Origin of the sequence: Micromonospora sp. NPDC005252 (assembly GCF_042872475.1) — a bacterium.
In the GTDB taxonomy this organism is placed as follows: Bacteria; Actinomycetota; Actinomycetes; order Mycobacteriales; family Micromonosporaceae; genus Micromonospora.
The window spans coordinates 478928-495274 of the sequence record NZ_JBIAKN010000004.1; the positions used below are offsets into that span (position 1 = coordinate 478928).

Annotated in this window: 14 protein-coding genes; 4 read left to right on the forward strand and 10 right to left on the reverse strand. The window is 70.8% G+C overall.

Going from position 1 to position 16347, the window contains the following annotated elements; all coding sequences use genetic code 11:
* Positions 1-89 precede the first annotated feature (89 nt).
* The 7 genes from ACFYPH_RS15240 to ACFYPH_RS15270 form a co-directional block, all read right to left on the reverse strand.
* Complete coding sequence (locus tag ACFYPH_RS15240) at positions 90-1151, reverse strand: ABC transporter permease (protein WP_363937048.1); 1062 nt, start codon at positions 1149-1151, stop codon at positions 90-92.
* Positions 1148-2041: an ATP-binding cassette domain-containing protein gene (locus ACFYPH_RS15245; RefSeq protein ID WP_355136300.1), complete on the reverse strand. Its 894-nt coding sequence runs from the start codon at positions 2039-2041 to the stop codon at positions 1148-1150. The genes ACFYPH_RS15240 and ACFYPH_RS15245 overlap by 4 nt, the downstream gene beginning before the upstream one ends.
* An 81-nt stretch (positions 2042-2122) precedes the next feature.
* A complete protein-coding gene (locus tag ACFYPH_RS15250; protein ID WP_387182117.1) occupies positions 2123-2815 on the reverse strand; it encodes a response regulator in 693 nt (230 codons plus the stop codon).
* Complete coding sequence (locus tag ACFYPH_RS15255; protein WP_355136304.1) at positions 2812-4140, reverse strand: sensor histidine kinase; 1329 nt, start codon at positions 4138-4140, stop codon at positions 2812-2814. Before ACFYPH_RS15255 ends, ACFYPH_RS15250 begins: the two co-directional genes overlap by 4 nt.
* A gap of 119 nt (positions 4141-4259) precedes the next feature.
* A complete protein-coding gene (locus ACFYPH_RS15260; protein ID WP_387182120.1) occupies positions 4260-5207 on the reverse strand; it encodes a permease prefix domain 1-containing protein in 948 nt (315 codons plus the stop codon).
* Positions 5204-5545 carry a PadR family transcriptional regulator gene (locus tag ACFYPH_RS15265; protein WP_110564981.1) on the reverse strand — a complete coding sequence of 114 codons (342 nt, stop codon included), beginning with the start codon at positions 5543-5545 and terminating at the stop codon, positions 5204-5206. The genes ACFYPH_RS15260 and ACFYPH_RS15265 overlap by 4 nt, the downstream gene beginning before the upstream one ends.
* A 144-nt stretch (positions 5546-5689) precedes the next feature.
* Complete coding sequence (locus ACFYPH_RS15270; RefSeq protein WP_234583555.1) at positions 5690-6310, reverse strand: L-threonylcarbamoyladenylate synthase; 621 nt, start codon at positions 6308-6310, stop codon at positions 5690-5692.
* Positions 6311-6442: 132 nt separating this feature from the next.
* On the opposite strand from ACFYPH_RS15270, the gene dnaE reads away from it, so the two are divergent.
* Positions 6443-9973, forward strand: coding sequence for a DNA polymerase III subunit alpha (dnaE, locus tag ACFYPH_RS15275; protein ID WP_355065703.1), 3531 nt, complete (start codon positions 6443-6445; stop codon positions 9971-9973).
* A gap of 57 nt (positions 9974-10030) precedes the next feature.
* Positions 10031-11239 carry a beta-propeller fold lactonase family protein gene (locus ACFYPH_RS15280; RefSeq protein ID WP_387182125.1) on the forward strand — a complete coding sequence of 403 codons (1209 nt, stop codon included), beginning with the start codon at positions 10031-10033 and terminating at the stop codon, positions 11237-11239.
* A 52-nt stretch (positions 11240-11291) separates the two neighbouring features.
* Here ACFYPH_RS15280 and abc-f read toward each other — a convergent pair whose 3' ends face one another.
* Positions 11292-12929: a ribosomal protection-like ABC-F family protein gene (gene abc-f, locus ACFYPH_RS15285; RefSeq protein WP_387182128.1), complete on the reverse strand. Its 1638-nt coding sequence runs from the start codon at positions 12927-12929 to the stop codon at positions 11292-11294.
* Positions 12930-13205: 276 nt separating this feature from the next.
* On the opposite strand from abc-f, the gene ACFYPH_RS15290 reads away from it, so the two are divergent.
* Positions 13206-13598, forward strand: coding sequence for a type II toxin-antitoxin system RelE/ParE family toxin (locus ACFYPH_RS15290; protein WP_354855988.1), 393 nt, complete (start codon positions 13206-13208; stop codon positions 13596-13598).
* A complete protein-coding gene (locus ACFYPH_RS15295) occupies positions 13598-13912 on the forward strand; it encodes a helix-turn-helix transcriptional regulator (RefSeq protein WP_354855989.1) in 315 nt (104 codons plus the stop codon). The genes ACFYPH_RS15290 and ACFYPH_RS15295 overlap by 1 nt, the downstream gene beginning before the upstream one ends.
* Before the next feature lie 82 nt (positions 13913-13994).
* Here the strand turns inward: ACFYPH_RS15295 and ACFYPH_RS15300 are convergent, their stop codons facing one another.
* Together ACFYPH_RS15300 and ACFYPH_RS15305 are read right to left on the reverse strand one after the other, a co-directional pair.
* Positions 13995-14690, reverse strand: coding sequence for a response regulator (locus ACFYPH_RS15300; protein WP_387182132.1), 696 nt, complete (start codon positions 14688-14690; stop codon positions 13995-13997).
* Positions 14687-16309, reverse strand: coding sequence for a sensor histidine kinase (locus ACFYPH_RS15305; protein WP_363935618.1), 1623 nt, complete (start codon positions 16307-16309; stop codon positions 14687-14689). The genes ACFYPH_RS15300 and ACFYPH_RS15305 overlap by 4 nt, the downstream gene beginning before the upstream one ends.
* Positions 16310-16347 lie beyond the last annotated feature (38 nt).

A 16347-nucleotide genomic window follows, 5' to 3' on the forward strand; every position in this document is an offset into this window, starting at 1 on the left:
TCGACGAGAAACACCTGGTCGGTGGCCGGTGTACGCGACGGGCGCCGGTGTCCGCTCAGGACACCGACGCCCGCGGGGGCCGTCGCCGGTCAGCCGATGCTCTCGCGCTCCCGCCAAGCAGCGCGCAGCGAGGTCCGGCCGTTGGTGCGGAGCAGCGAACCCTCGTAGACGCGGGCCCCGGCGACCACGAAGGCGCCGGCGGCGACCAGCAGGACGGCCAGCGACACGATCGGCTCCCAGCCGGCCGCGTCGCCGGTGAACAGCCGCAGCGGCATCGCCGTGGGCGACGAGAACGGCAGGTACGACAGCACCCGCATCGCGGTCGCGTTGTCGTTCAGGAAGATCACCGCGAAGAACGGCAGCATGACGGCGAGCTGCACCGGTGTCGACACACCGGCGATGTCCTCCTGGCGGTTGACCAGGGCGCCGGCCGCCGCCCACATCGCGGCCAGCAGCACGAAGCCGAGCAGGAAAAACGGCACGAACCAGCCGATCGCCGGAGCGAGCAGGGTGAGCAGGTCCCCGCTGTCACCGATCCGCATGCCGAGGACGGTTACGAGACCGATCAGCGCGATCTGCCCGAGCGCCAGGATGCCCCCGGCGATCACCTTGCCGGCCAGCAGCGCCCGTACCGGCACGGCCGCCACCAGGATCTCCACGATCCGGGTCTGCTTCTCCTCGGTGACGCTCTGCGCGATCTGCAGGCCGAAGGTCTGCGAGGTGATGAAGAAGACGAACGCGAACACGAACGGCACCAGGAACGCCACCACCGGGTCGACCGCGTCGGGGTCGAGGAGGCGCACCGGCGGCGCGATGCTCAGCGCCCGGACCACCTCGTGAGGTGCGTCGTCCATGGCGAGCACCGCCGGACCGCTGACGACCGCGGCGTCCACGTCCCCGTCGCGGACGGCCTGCTCGGCGGCCCGGTCGTCGGCTACCACCCGGACGTCGAGCCCGGCGGCGCGCAGCGGGCCGGCCGCGTCCTGGGTGACGGCCACGCTCTTCGGGCCGCCGGAGAGCAACGGCGGCAGGATGGTGCCGGCGGCGGCGATCACCAGGAAGAACAGCGTGCCGAACAGGAAGGTGCGATCGCGGAGCTTGACCCGGATCTCGCGTTCGGCGACCAGCCGGGTGGCCTGGGTGACGTTCACTGGGTGACCTCTCGGAAGATCTCGGTGAGCGAGGGGCTGACCGGGCGGAAGGCGCGGACCGGGCCGCGGGCGAGGGCCGCGTGCAGGATGGGCTGCTCGTCGGCGCCGACCGGCAGGTCGAAGACCGCCCGCGCGCCGTCCAGCTCGACCAGGGTGACCCCGGGCTGGTCGCGGACCCAGCCGGCGTCGGTCGCCACCACCAGCTCAAAGCGGGGCGAGGTGTACGAGTCGCGCAGCCGCGTACGGCTTCCGGCGGCCCGGATCACCCCGTCATTGATGATCACCAGGTCGTCGCAGAGGCGCTCCACCACGTCGAGTTGGTGGCTGGAGAACAGCACCGGCACTCCGGCGGCGGCGCGTTCGCGCAACACGGCGACGACCGTGTCGACGGCGAGGGGGTCGAGACCGGAGAACGGCTCGTCGAGCACCAGCACCTCGGGGTCGTGCACCAGCGCGGCGGCGATCTGGGCCCGCTGCTGGTTGCCCAGCGACAGCGTCTCCAGCAGGTCGTCGCCGCGCTCACCCAGCCCGACCCGCTCCAGCAGAGCGTCCGTGGCGCGGCGGGCGGCGGGGGCGTCCAGGCCGTGCAACCGGCCCAGATAGGCGACCTGCTCCCGCGTGGTCATCTTGGGGTACAGGCCCCGTTCCTCCGGCATGTAGCCGAAGCGGCGGCGGTCCTGCCGGGTGAGCTTCGCGCCGCCCCAGCTCACCTCCCCGGCGTCGGGGGCGAGCACACCCAGGATGATCCGCATGGTGGTGGTCTTGCCGGCGCCGTTGGCGCCGACGAAGCCGGTCATCCGGCCGGCGGCCACCTCGAAGGACACGTTCTTGAGCACCTGCCGGTCGCCGAAACTGCGGTCGACGCCGTCGAGTTGGAGCGTTCTCGTCACGCGTCCACGCTAGATCGAACCCGTCGGCCCGCCATCCCTCCGGGGGCTGAGCCGAGGGGTCCGCCGAGCGACGGACACCGGTCATCCGCCGGGGCGGACCACCCCGTTCTCGTACGCGAACACCACCGCCTGGACCCGGTCGCGCAGGCCCAGTTTCGCCAGCACCCGACTCACGTGCGTCTTCACCGTCGCCTCGCCGAGGCACATCGTCGCGGCGATCTCGGCGTTGCTCGAGCCGGCGGCGAGCAGCACCAGCACCTCCCGTTCCCGTGGGGTCAGCTCGCCCAGCGCGGCCTCGGCCCCCCGGTGCGCGGTGCCCGCCGGATCACCGGGACGGGCGAACGTGGAGATCACCCGGCGGGTGATCTCCGGGGCGAGCAGACCGTCGCCGCGGGCCAGCACCCGGATCGCCTCGATCAGCTCCTCGGGTGTGCCGTTCTTGAGCAGGAAACCGCTGGCCCCGGCCCGCAGCGCGGTGAAGAGATAGTCGTCGCGGTCGAAGGTGGTGAGGATCAGCACCGCCGGTGCGTCGGGCCCGTCGTCGGTGATCCGCCGGGTGGCCTCCAGCCCGTCCATGCCGGGCATCTCCACGTCCATCAGCACCACGTCCGGGCGCGTGGCGCGGGCCATGGTGACGGCCCGCGCGCCGTCGGCGGCCTCACCGACCACCGTGATGTCGTCCTCCACCTCCAGGATGATCCGAAAGCCGGTGCGCACGAGATGCTGGTCGTCGGCGAGCAGCACCCGGATCGGGGTGATCGATGCGGTGCTCACGACGACCGCCCCGCCCCGGCCGTCAACGACCGTCCGTCTCCGGTTTCGCGCTGCCGGCCGATCGCCGGGTCCGCGAGCGGGAAGCGGGCACGGACCCGCCAACCCCCGCCGGCCCGGGGCCCGGCCTCCAGCTCGCCGTCGTGCGCGGTGACCCGCTCGCGCATCCCGATCAGGCCGAGCCCGGCGGCATCGGCCCGGCCGCCGGTCCGTCCGTCGTCGGTCACGTCGACCTCCACCTCCCGGGCCAGATAGCGGACCCGCACATCCAGCAGATCCGCCCCGGCGTGCTTCAGGGTGTTGGTCACCGCCTCCTGCGTCACCCGGTAGGCAGCCTGCGAGACCGACTCGGGCAGTGCGACGGGCTCGCCGTACACCCCGAGGGTGGCCCTCAGGCCCGCGGCCCGCGCCCGCTCGACCAGCTCGGCGATGCGCTCGACGTCGCCGGGCGCGGGCCGCTCGACGTCGCCGTCGCCGGAGGCGCGCAGCACGCCGAGCATCCGGCGCAGCTCGTCGACGGCGGTGCGGGCGCTCTGCTCGATGGCAGCGAGTGCCGTGCGGGCCTTGCCCGGGTCGCGGTCGAACACCCGGCGGCAGGCGGACGCCTGTACGCCCATCACCGACACGTGGTGGGCGACGACGTCGTGCAGCTCCCGGGCGATCCGGACCCGTTCGCCGAGCACCGCCCGCTCCCGGCCCTCGGCCTGGGACCGGCGCAGCTCCTCGGCCTGTTCGCGCAGCTCGTGCTCGCGCCGCGCGGCCACCCAGGCGGTCTCGCCGAAGAAGTACGCGAACCCGAAGACCAGCACGTTGACCAGGACGCCGCTGACCATCGCGGCGAGCACCGGCGGCACCGGGCCGACCGCGTCGTCGAAGGCGCCGGGCGGGATGTGGTCGATCGTCACCGCGTAGTAGACGCCCAGCCAGGCGAACATCGTGGCGATCACGCCGATCCGCAGCCGGCGGGCCACCTGGTGGTCCGGTCCCCAGGCGCCCATCGTGTAGAGGGCGCAGAACAGGGCCCACGCGGAGAACTGGGTCTCCGGCGCCGACCGGGCCTGCGCGGCGATGAACGCCACCGCGACGACCAGCAGGGTGGCTGCCGGCCAGCGCCGCCGCCCGACCAGCGGAAGCGTCACCGCGACGGTCCAGAACAGCTGCTCCGGCCCGGACGGCGGTGGCCCCAGCAGGAACGCCCCGGTGCTGCGGGCCAGGGTGAGGCTGACCAGCGCCAGCCCGGTCACCGCGAGCCCGATCCACAGGTCGATCCGCCGCTGCTCCGCCGTCGGGCCCGGACGGCGCCACTCGTCGCGCTGTGCCTCGGTCATCCGGGAACGATGCCACGTCGTCAGCCGCGTCCGCTATCCGGACGGACCGGCGGTGACCGCGCGCCGACGTGCGGCGGCCCGACGCGGTGTCCGCGCCGGGCCGCCGTCTCCGCTGTCGCTCAGGTCGTCTGGCGACGGCTCTTGAGGGCCGTGTCGACCAGGTCCCACACCAGCACCACGGCGACGCCCAGCGCGATGAGGGCGTTGAGGAGGCTGCGGTTGTCCGCGTCCGCCAGCCAGCTCAGCCGCTCGCCGAGAGCCGGGTTGAGCAGCGCGTCGGAGAGCGCCAGCCCGGCCAGCGGCACCGTGAACGCCAGGTTGAGCAGCGCCTTCACCCCGAACAGCGGCCAGCTCCAGCGCCCGATCCGGTACTTGACGATCTCGAACACCGCGATGGCGAGCAGGACGACCATCAGCGCCGGCAGCCAGAACGACCAGAGCGCCGGGTCGAGGACGGGGATGTTGTCGCCGTCGCTGGCACGCACCCACGACTGGTAGTGCTGCAAGGGCAGGTAGCCGATGGTCAGCACCAGCATGGCCACCGCCGCGATGGTGTCGACGAGGGAGACGTCGCGGTGCGCGGGGACGTCGGGCAGCTCGTCGACGGTCCAGTCGGGCAGGTCGACGGTGGGCTGGGACCGCTCGATGAGGACGAAGGTCAGCGTGAGCCAGAAGCTGATGTGCACGGCCACGTGCAGGGCGACGACGAGGCCCGGCCCGATGGCGCCGAAGCCCTTGCCCTCGACCACGTTGACGACCGTGACCACCGTGCCGGCGAGCGCCGGGATGAAGCTGAGCAGCAGCTTCAGCAGCCGCAACCAGACCAGGTAGTAGGTGGGGCCGAGGAGCTGGAGTCGGCGGTCGGCGTAGCGGGCGGCCAGCCGGTCGGGGTTGCCCAGCTCGGTGAGCACCTCCCGCTCGGCGGCCGCCGCGTCCTCGCCGCCCCCCGTCCGGTCCTCGATCATGTCCTCGATCGAGGCGCGCAGCTCGGTCGCGATCTCGTCGCGCCGCTGGGCGGGCACCGAGCGCAGGGTGGCGGCCAGGTAGCGGTCGGTCAGGGTGTTCATCGGTCCACTCCTTGGATCAGCCCGGTGATCGAGGTCTGTACGGCGGCGAGGTCGTCCAGGAGCCGGCTCAGCATCGACTCGCCCTCGTCGCTGGTCCGGTAGAACTTGCGCGGCCGGCTCTCCTCGGTGTTCCACTCGCTGGTGAGCAGGCCCTGGTCCTCCAGGCGGCGCAGCAGCGGGTAGAGCGTGTTGGCGTCGACCGGAAAGCCGTGGTCGGTGAGCCGTTGCAGCAGTGCGTAGCCGTAGTCCGGTCGGCGGAGCGCGACCAGGCTGGCCACCACGACGGTGCCTCGACGCAGCTCCTGCAGGTGCGTCCGTAGAACATCCTCGCTAACCATGTGTCACACCATATTGTGTGGCACACACTGTTGTCTACGCCAATAACGTCGCCTCTGCGCGAGGTGTTAGGGCGACCGAAGGCACGCACGACAGCGGCCCGACGCCCAGAGGGCGTCGGGCCAGGTGAACGAGGTGGTGGCGCGCTACTCGAAGCGGGACACGTCGCCGGCGCCCCGGCGCAGGATCTCCGGCTCGGGCCCGGACAGGTCGATCACCGTCGTCGGCTCCTTGCCGCAGTCGCCGGCGTCGAGCACCGCGTCGAGCTGGTGGTCGAGCCGTTCCTTGATCTCCCAGCCCTGGGTCATCGGCTCGTCCTCGCCGGGCAGCGCCAGGGTGCTCGACACCAGCGGCTCGCCCAGCTCGGCGAGCAGCGCCTGGGTCACGGTGTGCCGGGGCACCCGCACGCCGACGGTCCGCTTCTTCGGGTGCAGCATCCGGCGCGGCACCTCCTTGGTGGCCGGCAGGATGAACGTGTAGCTGCCCGGCGTGGACGCCTTCACCAGGCGGAAGACCGCGTTGTTGATCTGCACGAACTGGCCGAGCTGCGCGAAGTCCCGGCAGACCAGGGTGAAGTGGTGCCGGTCGTCGAGGTGGCGGATCTCGCGGATCCGGTCCAGCCCGTCCCGGTTGCCCAGTTGCACGCCGAGGGCGAAGCACGAGTCGGTGGGGTAGGCGATGAGGCCGCCGCCGCGGATCAGGTCGGCAACCTGGCCGATGATCCGGGGCTGCGGGTTTTCCGGGTGTACGTCGTAATACCTCGCCATGTTCCGAGAATAGTCGTGGGGGAGACGCGGACCACCCTCGGCGCGGACGGTGGAGCCGCCGAGATCACCTCGGTAGGGTAGGTCCCGGTCGGCTCCGACCACCGAGATCCACACCGCCGGGGGGCGCCAGGCATGGCTGATTCGTTCGCGCATCTGCACGTGCACACCGAGTACTCGATGCTCGACGGAGCGGCCCGGCTGAAGGACCTGTTCGCCGAGGCCAACCGGCTGGGCATGCCGGCGGTGGCGATCACCGACCACGGCAACATGCACGGCGCGAACGACTTCTACAACCAGGCGATGGCCGCCGGGATCACGCCGATCCTGGGCGTCGAGGCGTACGTGGCGCCGGAGTCGCGCTACCACAAGGCGCGGGTCAAGTGGGGTCGGCCGGAGCAGAAGAGCGACGACATCTCGGGTAACGGCGCGATCACCCACAAGACCATGTGGGCGAAGAACGCCCAGGGTCTGAAGAACCTGTTCACCCTCAACTCGCGCGCGTCCATGGAGGGGCACTACGTCAAGTGGCCCCGGATGGACATGGAGCTGATCGCCGAGCACGCCGAGGGCATCATGGCGACCACCGGCTGCCCGTCCGGCGCGGTGCAGACCCGGCTGCGGCTGGGGCAGTTCGACGAGGCGCTCAAGGTCGCCGCGAGCTACCAGGACATCTTCGGCAAGGAGAACTACTTCCTGGAGATCATGGATCACGGCCTCTCCATCGAGAGCCGGGTCCGCGAGGGTCTCACCGAGATCGCCCGCAAGCTGGACATCCCGCCGGTCGTCACCAACGACTCGCACTACACGCACGAGGCCCAGGCCACCGCGCACGACGTGCTGCTGTGCGTGCAGACCGGCAGCAACATCGACGACCCGAACCGGTTCCGCTTCGAGGGCGGCGGCTACTTCGTCAAGAGCGCCGACCAGATGCGCGCGGTCGACTCGTCCGAGCTGTGGCAGCAGGGCTGCCGCAACACCCTGCTGGTGGCCGAGAAGGTCGACCCGAAGGGCATGTTCGAGTTCCACAACCTGATGCCGCGCTTCCCGGTGCCCGAGGGCGAGACCGAGGAGTCCTGGTTCCGCAAGGAGACCTTCGCCGGGCTGGCCCGCCGCTACCCGAACGGCATCCCCGAGGGGCACGTCGTCCAGGCCGAGTACGAGCTGGGCGTCATCAACCAGATGGGCTTCCCGTCGTACTTCCTCGTGGTCGCCGACTTCATCCAGTGGGCGAAGAAGCAGGGCATCGCGGTGGGCCCGGGTCGTGGCTCGGCCGCCGGCTCGCTCGTGGCGTACGCGCTGGGCATCACCGACCTGGATCCGATCCAGCACGGCCTGATCTTCGAGCGGTTCCTCAACCCCGAGCGGGTCTCGATGCCGGATGTCGACATCGACTTCGACGAGCGTCGGCGCGGTGAGGTGATCAAGTACGTCACCGACAAGTGGGGTGAGGACAAGGTCGCCCAGATCGCGACCTTCGGCACGATCAAGGCGAAGGCCGCGATCAAGGACTCGGCCCGGGTGCTGGGTTTCCCGTACGCGGTCGGCGACCGGATCACCAAGGCGATGCCACCGGCCGTGATGGGCAAGGACATCCCGCTGACCGGCATCTTCGACCCGAAGCACCCCCGCTACGCCGAGGCCGGCGAGATCCGGGGCCTGTACGACTCGGACCCGGACGTTCGCAAGGTGATCGACACGGCCAAGGGCATCGAGGGGCTGATCCGGCAGACAGGTGTGCACGCGGCCGGCGTCATCATGTCCGCCGAGCCGATCATCGAGCACATCCCGTTGACGCGCCGCGACGCCGACGGGGCGATCATCACGCAGTTCGACTACCCGACCTGCGAGTCGCTCGGGCTGCTGAAGATGGACTTCCTCGGCCTGCGGAACCTGACGATCATCGACGACGCGGTCAAGAACATCGAGCTGAACCACGGCCTCAAGCTCGATCTGCTGGGCCTGCCGCTGGACGACAAGGCCGCGTACGAGCTGCTGGCCCGCGGTGACACCCTCGGCGTGTTCCAGCTCGACGGTGGGCCGATGCGGTCGCTGCTGCGGTTGATGAAGCCGGACAACTTCGAGGACATCTCCGCCGTCCTGGCGCTGTACCGGCCCGGCCCGATGGGCGTCGACTCGCACACCAACTACGCGCTGCGCAAGAACGGCCTCCAGGAGATCACGCCGATCCACCCGGAGCTGGAGGAGCCGCTGCGGGAGATCCTGGCGCCCACGCACGGCCTGATCGTCTACCAGGAGCAGGTGCAGCGCGCCGCGCAGATCCTCGCCGGCTACACCCTCGGTCAGGCGGACCTGCTGCGCCGCGCGATGGGTAAGAAGAAGAAGGAGATCCTCGACAAGGAGTTCATCCCGTTCCGGGACGGCTGCCGCGAGCGCGGCTACTCCGACGAGGCGATCCAGGCCGTGTGGGACGTGCTGGTGCCGTTCGCCGGGTACGCCTTCAACAAGGCGCACTCCGCCGCGTACGGCCTGGTGTCCTACTGGACCGCGTACCTCAAGGCGCACTACCCGGCCGAGTACATGGCGGGGCTGCTCACGTCCGTCGGTGACGACAAGGACAAGATGGCGCTCTACCTGTCCGAGTGCCGCCGGATGCGGATCCAGGTGCTGCCGCCGGACGTGAACACCTCGGCCGGGCCGTTCACGCCGGTCGGCAAGGACATCCGCTTCGGCCTCGCCGCGGTCCGCAACGTCGGCGCGAACGTGGTCGCCTCGATCATGCGGTGCCGCCAGGAGAAGGGCGACTACACCGACTTCTACGACTTCCTGTCCAAGGTGGACGCGGTGGTCTGCAACAAGAAGACCATCGAATCGCTGATCAAGGCGGGCGCGTTCGACTCGATGGAGCACCCCCGCAAGGGGCTGCTCGCGGTGCACGCCGACGCCATCGACGCGTACGCCGACGTCAAGCGCAAGGAGGCGGTCGGCCAGTACGACCTCTTCGGCGCCGGCTTCGGTGACGCCGACACCGGCAGCACGACGGTGATGCCGGTCATCGGCGACGGCGAGTGGGACAAGCGCGACAAGCTGGCCTTCGAGCGGGAGATGCTCGGCCTGTACGTCTCCGACCACCCCCTGTTCGGCCTCGAGCACATCCTGGGCGCGGCGGCCGACACCACCATCGCGTCCCTGGCCGAGGACGGGGCGGTGCCGGACGGGGCTGTCGTCACGCTCGCCGGCATCCTCTCCGGGGTGCAGCGGCGGGTCACCAAGCAGGGGCGGGCCTGGGCCTCGGCCACGCTGGAGGACCTGGCCGGTGGGGTGGAGACGCTGTTCTTCCCCAACACCTACGAGGTGATCGGGCAGTACATCGCCGAGGACGCCATCGTGGTGGTCAAGGGTCGGGTGGACCGCCGCGACGACACCCCACGGATCATGGCGATGGACATGTCCATGCCGGACGTCAGCACCAGCGCCACCAACAAGCCGGTCACCCTCACCATCCCGGTGCACCGCTGCACGCCGCCGCTTGTGGAACGGCTCAAGGAGACCCTGGTGCTGCACCCCGGTGACACCGAGGTGCACGTCAAGCTGCTCAACGGTGGGCGCACCACCACCCTGCGGCTGGGCCCGTTCCGGGTGGCGGCGACCACCGCGCTGATGGGTGACCTGAAGAGCGTCCTCGGCCCGGCCAACGTGAGCTGACCTGGTTGGCCGTGGGGAATCACCAACATCAGGGGAAATGTCCGTTATCGTCAAAAGGTGTCGTGTCGTCACCTGCGGGCCGTGGTCCCCGCCCTGGCACTGGTGGTCGGCCTCGCGTCCTGCACCGACCGGGGGTCCACCAACGAAGCCGATGCCGGGTCGACCGCGGCTGGGCCGACCTCAGCCGGGGCGAGCGCGGCCGGGCCGGCACCGACCGCCTTCGGCCCGCTGGCACCGGGAATGCCGACCTATCCGGCGGCCGGCAACGTCTACGCTGCCGCCGGCCCCGACCAGCTGACCGATGCGGTACGCGGCGACCGCCCGATGGTGTACGTGCCAAACACCAAGAGCAACGATGTCTGGTTGATCGACCCCGGGACGTACCAGGTGGTGGGGAAGTTCCCCGGCGGCCCGGAGCCCCAGCACGTCGTTCCCTCCTACGACCTGCGGACGCTCTACGTGGCGTCCAGTCAGATCCCCCGGGGTGGCCTGATCCCGATCGACGCCCGGACCGGTGAGCCGGGCGAGTTCCGCAACCTCGAGGACGTCTACAACCTCTACTTCACCCCCGACGGCAAGCAGGCGATCGTGGTCGCCGAGGCGTACCAGCGACTGGACTTCTACGACCTGGCCAGCTGGCAGCGGGTGCGGTCGGTGCGGTTTCCCGAGTGCGGCGGCATCAACCACATGGACTACTCCGCCGACGGCCGGACGATGCTGTTCAGTTGCGAGTTCGCCAACCGGATGTTGGTGCTGGACACTGCCTCCCTGCGCAAGGTGCGCGAGTTTCGCCTCGACCGGACGCCCGACGGGATGCCGCAGGACACCCGGCTGACTCCGGACGGCCAGCACTTCCTCGTCGCCGACATGCGCGCCAACGGGGTGTATGTCTTCGATGGCCTGGCCACCCGGCAGACCGCGTTCATCCCCACCGGCAGGGGCGCGCACGGCATCTACTTCAGCCGGGACGCCCGGCAGGCGTACGTCACCAACCGCGAGGAGGGCACGGTGACCGTGCTCGACCTGGCGAACCTGAAGCGCACCGCGACCTGGCGGATCCCGAACGGCAGCCCCGACATGGGCGGCCTGTCCGCCGACGGCAAGGTGCTGTGGCTCTCCGGGCGCTTCACCGACGAGGTGTACGCGCTGAACACCGCGACCGGCAAACTGCTGGCCCGGATCCCGGTCGGCAAGGGCCCGCACGGCCTCACCGTCTGGCCGCAGCCCGGTCGCTACTCCCTGGGCCACACCAGCAACATCCGCTAGCGGCCCGGTACCGGGCCGGCCGACGTTTGTCCGGCCGGGCCGCGACGTCGGGTCAGCCCTGGTCGGGTGCCGCGATCTCCCGCAACTGGCCGTCGGCCAGCCGCAGCCAGCGCTGCACGCCGATCTCGGCGAGGAACCGTTCGTCGTGGCTCACCACCACAAACGCACCCTGGTACGCGGTCAGCGCGCTCTCCAGTTGGGCGACGCTGACCAGGTCCAGATTGTTCGTCGGCTCGTCGAGCAGCAGCAGTTGCGGCGCCGGTTCGGCGCAGAGCACACACGCGAGGGTGGCGCGCAGCCGCTCACCGCCGGAGAGCACCCCGACCGGCAGGTTCACCCGGGCGCCCCGGAACAGGAACCGGGCCAGCAGGTTCATCCGCTTGGCGTCCGGCAGGCTCGGCGCGTACGCGGCGAAGTTCTCCGCGACCGTGCGGTCGAGGTCCAGCAGGTCCAACCGCTGCGACAGGTACGCGATCCGCCCGTCGGCCCGTTTGATCTCGCCGCCGGCCGGTTCGAGATCGCCGTTGACGAGGCGCAGCAGGGTCGACTTGCCGACGCCGTTCGCCCCGGTGAGCGCGATCCGCTCCGGCCCCCGGATCACCAGGTCGGCGCCGTCGCCGCCGAACAGCTCCCGATCGTCGAAGCGGGCCCGCAGCCCCGTACCGGAGAAGACCGTCCGTCCGGACGGGACGGTGGTGTCCGGCAGGTCGACGGTGATCTTGTCCTCGTCGCGGACCGCCCGGCCGGCCTCGTCGAGCCGGGCCTTGGCCGAGCCGAGCCGGGCGGAGTGGGTCTCCTGCGACCTGCCCGCCGACTCCTGCGCGCTGCGCTTGAGCCCACCAGCGACGATCCGGGCCAGACCGGCGTTCTTCAGGTTCTTGGAGGCGTTGCTGGCCCGCCGGTCGGCCCGCTCACGGGCCTGCTGCATCTCCCGCTTCTCCCGCTTGACCTCCTGCTCGGCGTTGCGCAGGTTGCTCTCGGCCACCTCCCGCGCCGCCTGCACCGCCTCGGTGTACGCGGTGAAGGTGCCCCCGTACCAGTTGATCTCGCCTCGTTCCAGCTCGGCGATGCGGTCCATCCGGTCCAGCAGCTCCCGGTCGTGGCTGACCAGCAGCAGGCACCCGGACCAGTCGGACAGCACGTCGTAGAGCTTGTGCCGAGCCTCCAGGTCCAGGTTGTTGGTCGGCTCGTCGAGCAGCAGCACGTCGGGCCGTCGCAGCAGTTGCGCCGCCAGGCCGAGGGAGACCACCTGACCGCCGCTGAGGGTGTGCAGCCGGCGGTCGAGCGCCAGGTCACCCAGGCCGAGGCGGTCCAGCTCGGCGCGGGTGCGCTCCTCGATGTCCCAGTCGTCGCCGATGGTGACGAAGTGCGCCTCGCTGGCGTCGCCGGCCTCGATGGCGTGCAGCGCCGCGATCCGCTCGGCGACGCCGAGCACCTGGGCCACGGTCAGGTCGCCGACCAGCGGCAGCGTCTGCGGAAGGTAACCGACCACGCCGTCGACGGTGACGCTGCCGCCGCCGGGCGTCAGCTCCCCGGCGATCAGCCGCAGCAGGGTGCTCTTGCCGGCGCCGTTGGGCGCGACCAGGCCGGTACGACCGCCCGGAACGGTGAAGGACAGCTCCGAGAAGACCGGGGTGTCGTCCGGCCAGGAGAAGGACAGGTTCGAGCAGACGATGTACGCATCAGACATGCGAGTGACCTCGAAGGGTGGGGTGGGCGCGCGCCTAAGCCGCCCGACGACAACGGGAACCGGTGGAACGACGGCATGGCCTCGGCGGCTGCGCCTACGCGCGCCGAACCGATGGCCGAACATGTCCGGTCTCACCCGGAGATGTCGTCGTCACCCGCCATGTCTGGTCTCCCTGGTCGTACCGCTAACCCAACCCGGCAAGTCTAACAACGGATCTTGACCCCGCCACCGCATTAGAGCGCAGCGGTTCTGTATAGCTCAGGCTATAGTTGGTCCATGTCTCATGAGCCGCCACGTCGCTGGGCGATCAAGACGACAACGGATGTCCGTAACTGGTTGCGATCCCTGCGAGATGCCGACCCTGCGACGTACCGGTCCGTCAACGTAGCGATCGACATGCTCGCGGATACCGGTCCGGCCCTGGGGCGGCCACTGGTCGACACCCTCAAGGGCTCGACCATCAGCAACCTGAAAGAGCTTCGACCGAGATCCGGAAGGGACGTTGCCGTTCGGGTGCTGTTCGTCTTCGATCCCTGGTCCCAGGCCGTCCTGCTGGTGGCCGGCAACAAGGCGGGAGATTGGAATCGATGGTACGACAAGGCGATTCCGGTGGCCGAGATTGCGTACGAGGGCTGGCTTGCCTTCGAGAAGAAGCGGAGGGAGGGCTGATGAGCGACTTCCATGATTGGAACGACATCCGGGCCGAGCTGCACGACGGGGACGATGAAGCGCTCGACGCCGAACGTGCCCGTACCGAGGCGTGGATCAGCGCGTTCCACCTTGCCGAGGAGCGGAAGCGGTTGGGCTTGACCCAGCGGCAGGTGGCCGAGCTGATGGGTGTCACGCCCGGCCGAATCAGCCAGATCGAGAACGGTGATCTGGAGGCTAATGAGGTCGCGACACTGAGTCGGTATGCGCGAGCGCTCGGCGCCCGAATGCGGATCATCTTCGACTACGGCGACGACTTGCGCCAGATCGCCTGATCTGACGATCAGCACATGTGCAGGCCACAGCAGCCGTTGATCACTCAAGCATCCACCCGGCGCCGCTTGACGTCGCGTTGCGTCAGCGGGGGCGGTACTCGACCTCGGGGCGGCCGGGGGTGCCGTAGCGGGGGGTGCGCACCGCGCGGTCGATGGTGACCAGGTACTCCAGGTAGCGGCGGGCGGTCACCCGGGAGATGCCGGTCGCCGCGCTCACCTCGGTCGCGGACAACCCCGCACCCGGGCCGGATCCGTCAGCCAGCGCCGCACGTACCCGATTGAGGGTCTGCGCGTCGAGGCCCTTGGGCAGGCTGTGCCCGGCGGTGCCGCGCAGGGTGGCGAACATCCGGTCCACGTCGTGCTGGGCGGTCACCTCACCGTCGGCGAGCGCCTGGGCGCGGTAGTCGGCGTAGCGCTCCAGCTTGTCGCGGAACGCCGCGAACGTGAACGGTTTGAGCAGGTAGTGGGTCACCCCGAGGGACACCGCGGTGCGCACCACCGCCAGGTCCCGCGCGGAGGTCACCGCGAGCACGTCGACGCTGCTGCCGGCCGCGCGCAGCGCCCGGCAGACGTCCAGGCCGTGCAGGTCGGGCAGCCGAAAATCCAGGAGTACGAGGTCCACGTCGCGGCCGCCGCCCGCGCGCAGAGCCGCCATCGCCGCCCGCGCGGTGTGCGCCACCCCGACCACCACGAAACCCCGAACCCGTTCGGTGTACGCGGCGTGCGCCTCGGCCAGCAGCGGCTCGTCCTCGACGACCAGCACCCGGATGTCGGTCATCGCGGGGCACCGCCGACCGGTAGTCGGACCGTGAACAGGCTGCCGCCGTCGTCCGAGCGGGCCACCTCGTGACGGCCACCGTGGCGGCGGACCACCTGCCCGATCAGCGCCAGACCGAGACCCCGGCCGCTGCTCTTGGTGGACCAGCCGCGCCGGAACGCGTCCGCCACCCGGTCCTCGGCCAGCCCGGGCCCGCTGTCGGCGACCCGGACCACCAGTTCGTCGTCGACGGCGCCGACGAAGACCCGCACCGTACGCGGCGGGGGCGTGCCGGCGACCGCCTCCAGGGCGTTGTCGATCAGGTTGCCGACGACGGTGAGCAGGTCGTTGGTCGGCAACGGGCTGTCGTCGAGGCGGCAGTCCGGCTCGATGACGAGGTCCACGCCGCGCTCGCCGGCCTGGGCGGACTTGCCGAGCAGCAGCGCGGCCAGGGCCGGCTCGGTGACCGCGTCGACCACCCGGTCGGTCAGCTGCTGCGCGTGGGCCAGGTCCCGGGTGCCGAGCCGGACCGCCTCGTCGGCGCGGCCCAGCTCCACCAGCGTGAGGACGGTGTGCAGGCGGTTGGCCGACTCGTGGGTCTGCGCCTGCAACGCCTCGGTCAGCGCGCGGACCGAGTCCAGCTCGCTGGCGAGGGTACGCAGCTCGGTCTGGTCGCGCAGGGTCAGCACGGTGCCGAGCGGTGCCCCCTCGAAGCGGGCGGTCCGCTGGTTGGCCACCAGCACCCGGTCACCGGCCAGCATGGGCTCGTCGAGGGCGTCGCGCCCGGAGCCGAGCAGCTCGGCCACGGCGGGCGGCAGGTCGATCCCGGCGACCGGCTGGTCGGTGACCGGCTCGTCGGCGTCGAGATCGAGCAACCGCCGGCCCTCGTCGTTGATCAGCGCCACCCGCCGATCGGTGGTCAGCACCACGAGACCCTCGCGCACCGAGTGCAGGACAGCGTCGTAGTACTCGTACATCCGGGTCATCTGCGCCGGTCCCAGGCCGTGGGTCTGGCGACGCAGCCGGCGGCTGAGCAGCCACGATCCGGTCGCGGCGAGCGCGAGCGCCGGCGCCGCGACGCCGAGCAGCACGGGGAGCTGGCGCAGCAGCTTGCGGTTGATGGCCCGGGTGGTGATGCCCACCGAGACCAGGCCGACGATGCGCCGCTGCTCGTCGTACACCGGCACCACCGCGCGCACCGACTCGCCGAGCGTCCCGACGTTGGTGGTGGTGAACGGGTGCCCCGCCAGGGCGGGCCCGATGTCGCCGACGAACGGCTCGCCGATGCGGTCCCGGGTCGGGTGCGAGAAACGGGTGCGGTCGGGGGCCATCACGACCACGAAGTCGGTGCCCGTGGCCAGCCGGGTCGATTCGGCGTACGGCGCAAGGATGCTGGCCGGGTCGGCGGTCGTGAGGGCCGCGCGGACGTCGGGGGAGCGGGCCACGGTCTGCGCCACCGCGAGCACCTCCTCCTGCGCGGCCTGGCGGGAGTCGACGCGGGCCAGCCAGACGGCGCCCGCCGCGCCGGCCAGCACGAGCAGCGTCACCACCACCGCCTGGAGGGCGAACAGCTGCCCCGCGATGCTCCACTGCCGTCGGGCCACCTCCACCACCTCCTCGGCACGCCGCCGCTGACGCATCCGCGGTGAACAGAATGACCGCAAGGATGTCAACGGGT

What these genes read in the sequence shown, in the direction of transcription:
- ACFYPH_RS15305 (WP_363935618.1), bottom strand. Translation starts at nt 16,309, where the DNA reads ATGCGTCAGCGGCGGCGTGCCGAGGAGGTGGTGGAGGTGGCCCGACGG.
- ACFYPH_RS15265 (WP_110564981.1), bottom strand. Translation starts at nt 5,545, where the DNA reads ATGGTTAGCGAGGATGTTCTACGGACGCACCTGCAGGAGCTGCGTCGA.
- ACFYPH_RS15295 (WP_354855989.1), top strand. Translation starts at nt 13,598, where the DNA reads ATGAGCGACTTCCATGATTGGAACGACATCCGGGCCGAGCTGCACGAC.
- ACFYPH_RS15270 (WP_234583555.1), bottom strand. Translation starts at nt 6,310, where the DNA reads ATGGCGAGGTATTACGACGTACACCCGGAAAACCCGCAGCCCCGGATC.
- ACFYPH_RS15290 (WP_354855988.1), top strand. Translation starts at nt 13,206, where the DNA reads ATGTCTCATGAGCCGCCACGTCGCTGGGCGATCAAGACGACAACGGAT.
- ACFYPH_RS15300 (WP_387182132.1), bottom strand. Translation starts at nt 14,690, where the DNA reads ATGACCGACATCCGGGTGCTGGTCGTCGAGGACGAGCCGCTGCTGGCC.
- abc-f (WP_387182128.1), bottom strand. Translation starts at nt 12,929, where the DNA reads ATGTCTGATGCGTACATCGTCTGCTCGAACCTGTCCTTCTCCTGGCCG.
- ACFYPH_RS15255 (WP_355136304.1), bottom strand. Translation starts at nt 4,140, where the DNA reads ATGACCGAGGCACAGCGCGACGAGTGGCGCCGTCCGGGCCCGACGGCG.
- ACFYPH_RS15260 (WP_387182120.1), bottom strand. Translation starts at nt 5,207, where the DNA reads ATGAACACCCTGACCGACCGCTACCTGGCCGCCACCCTGCGCTCGGTG.
- dnaE (WP_355065703.1), top strand. Translation starts at nt 6,443, where the DNA reads ATGGCTGATTCGTTCGCGCATCTGCACGTGCACACCGAGTACTCGATG.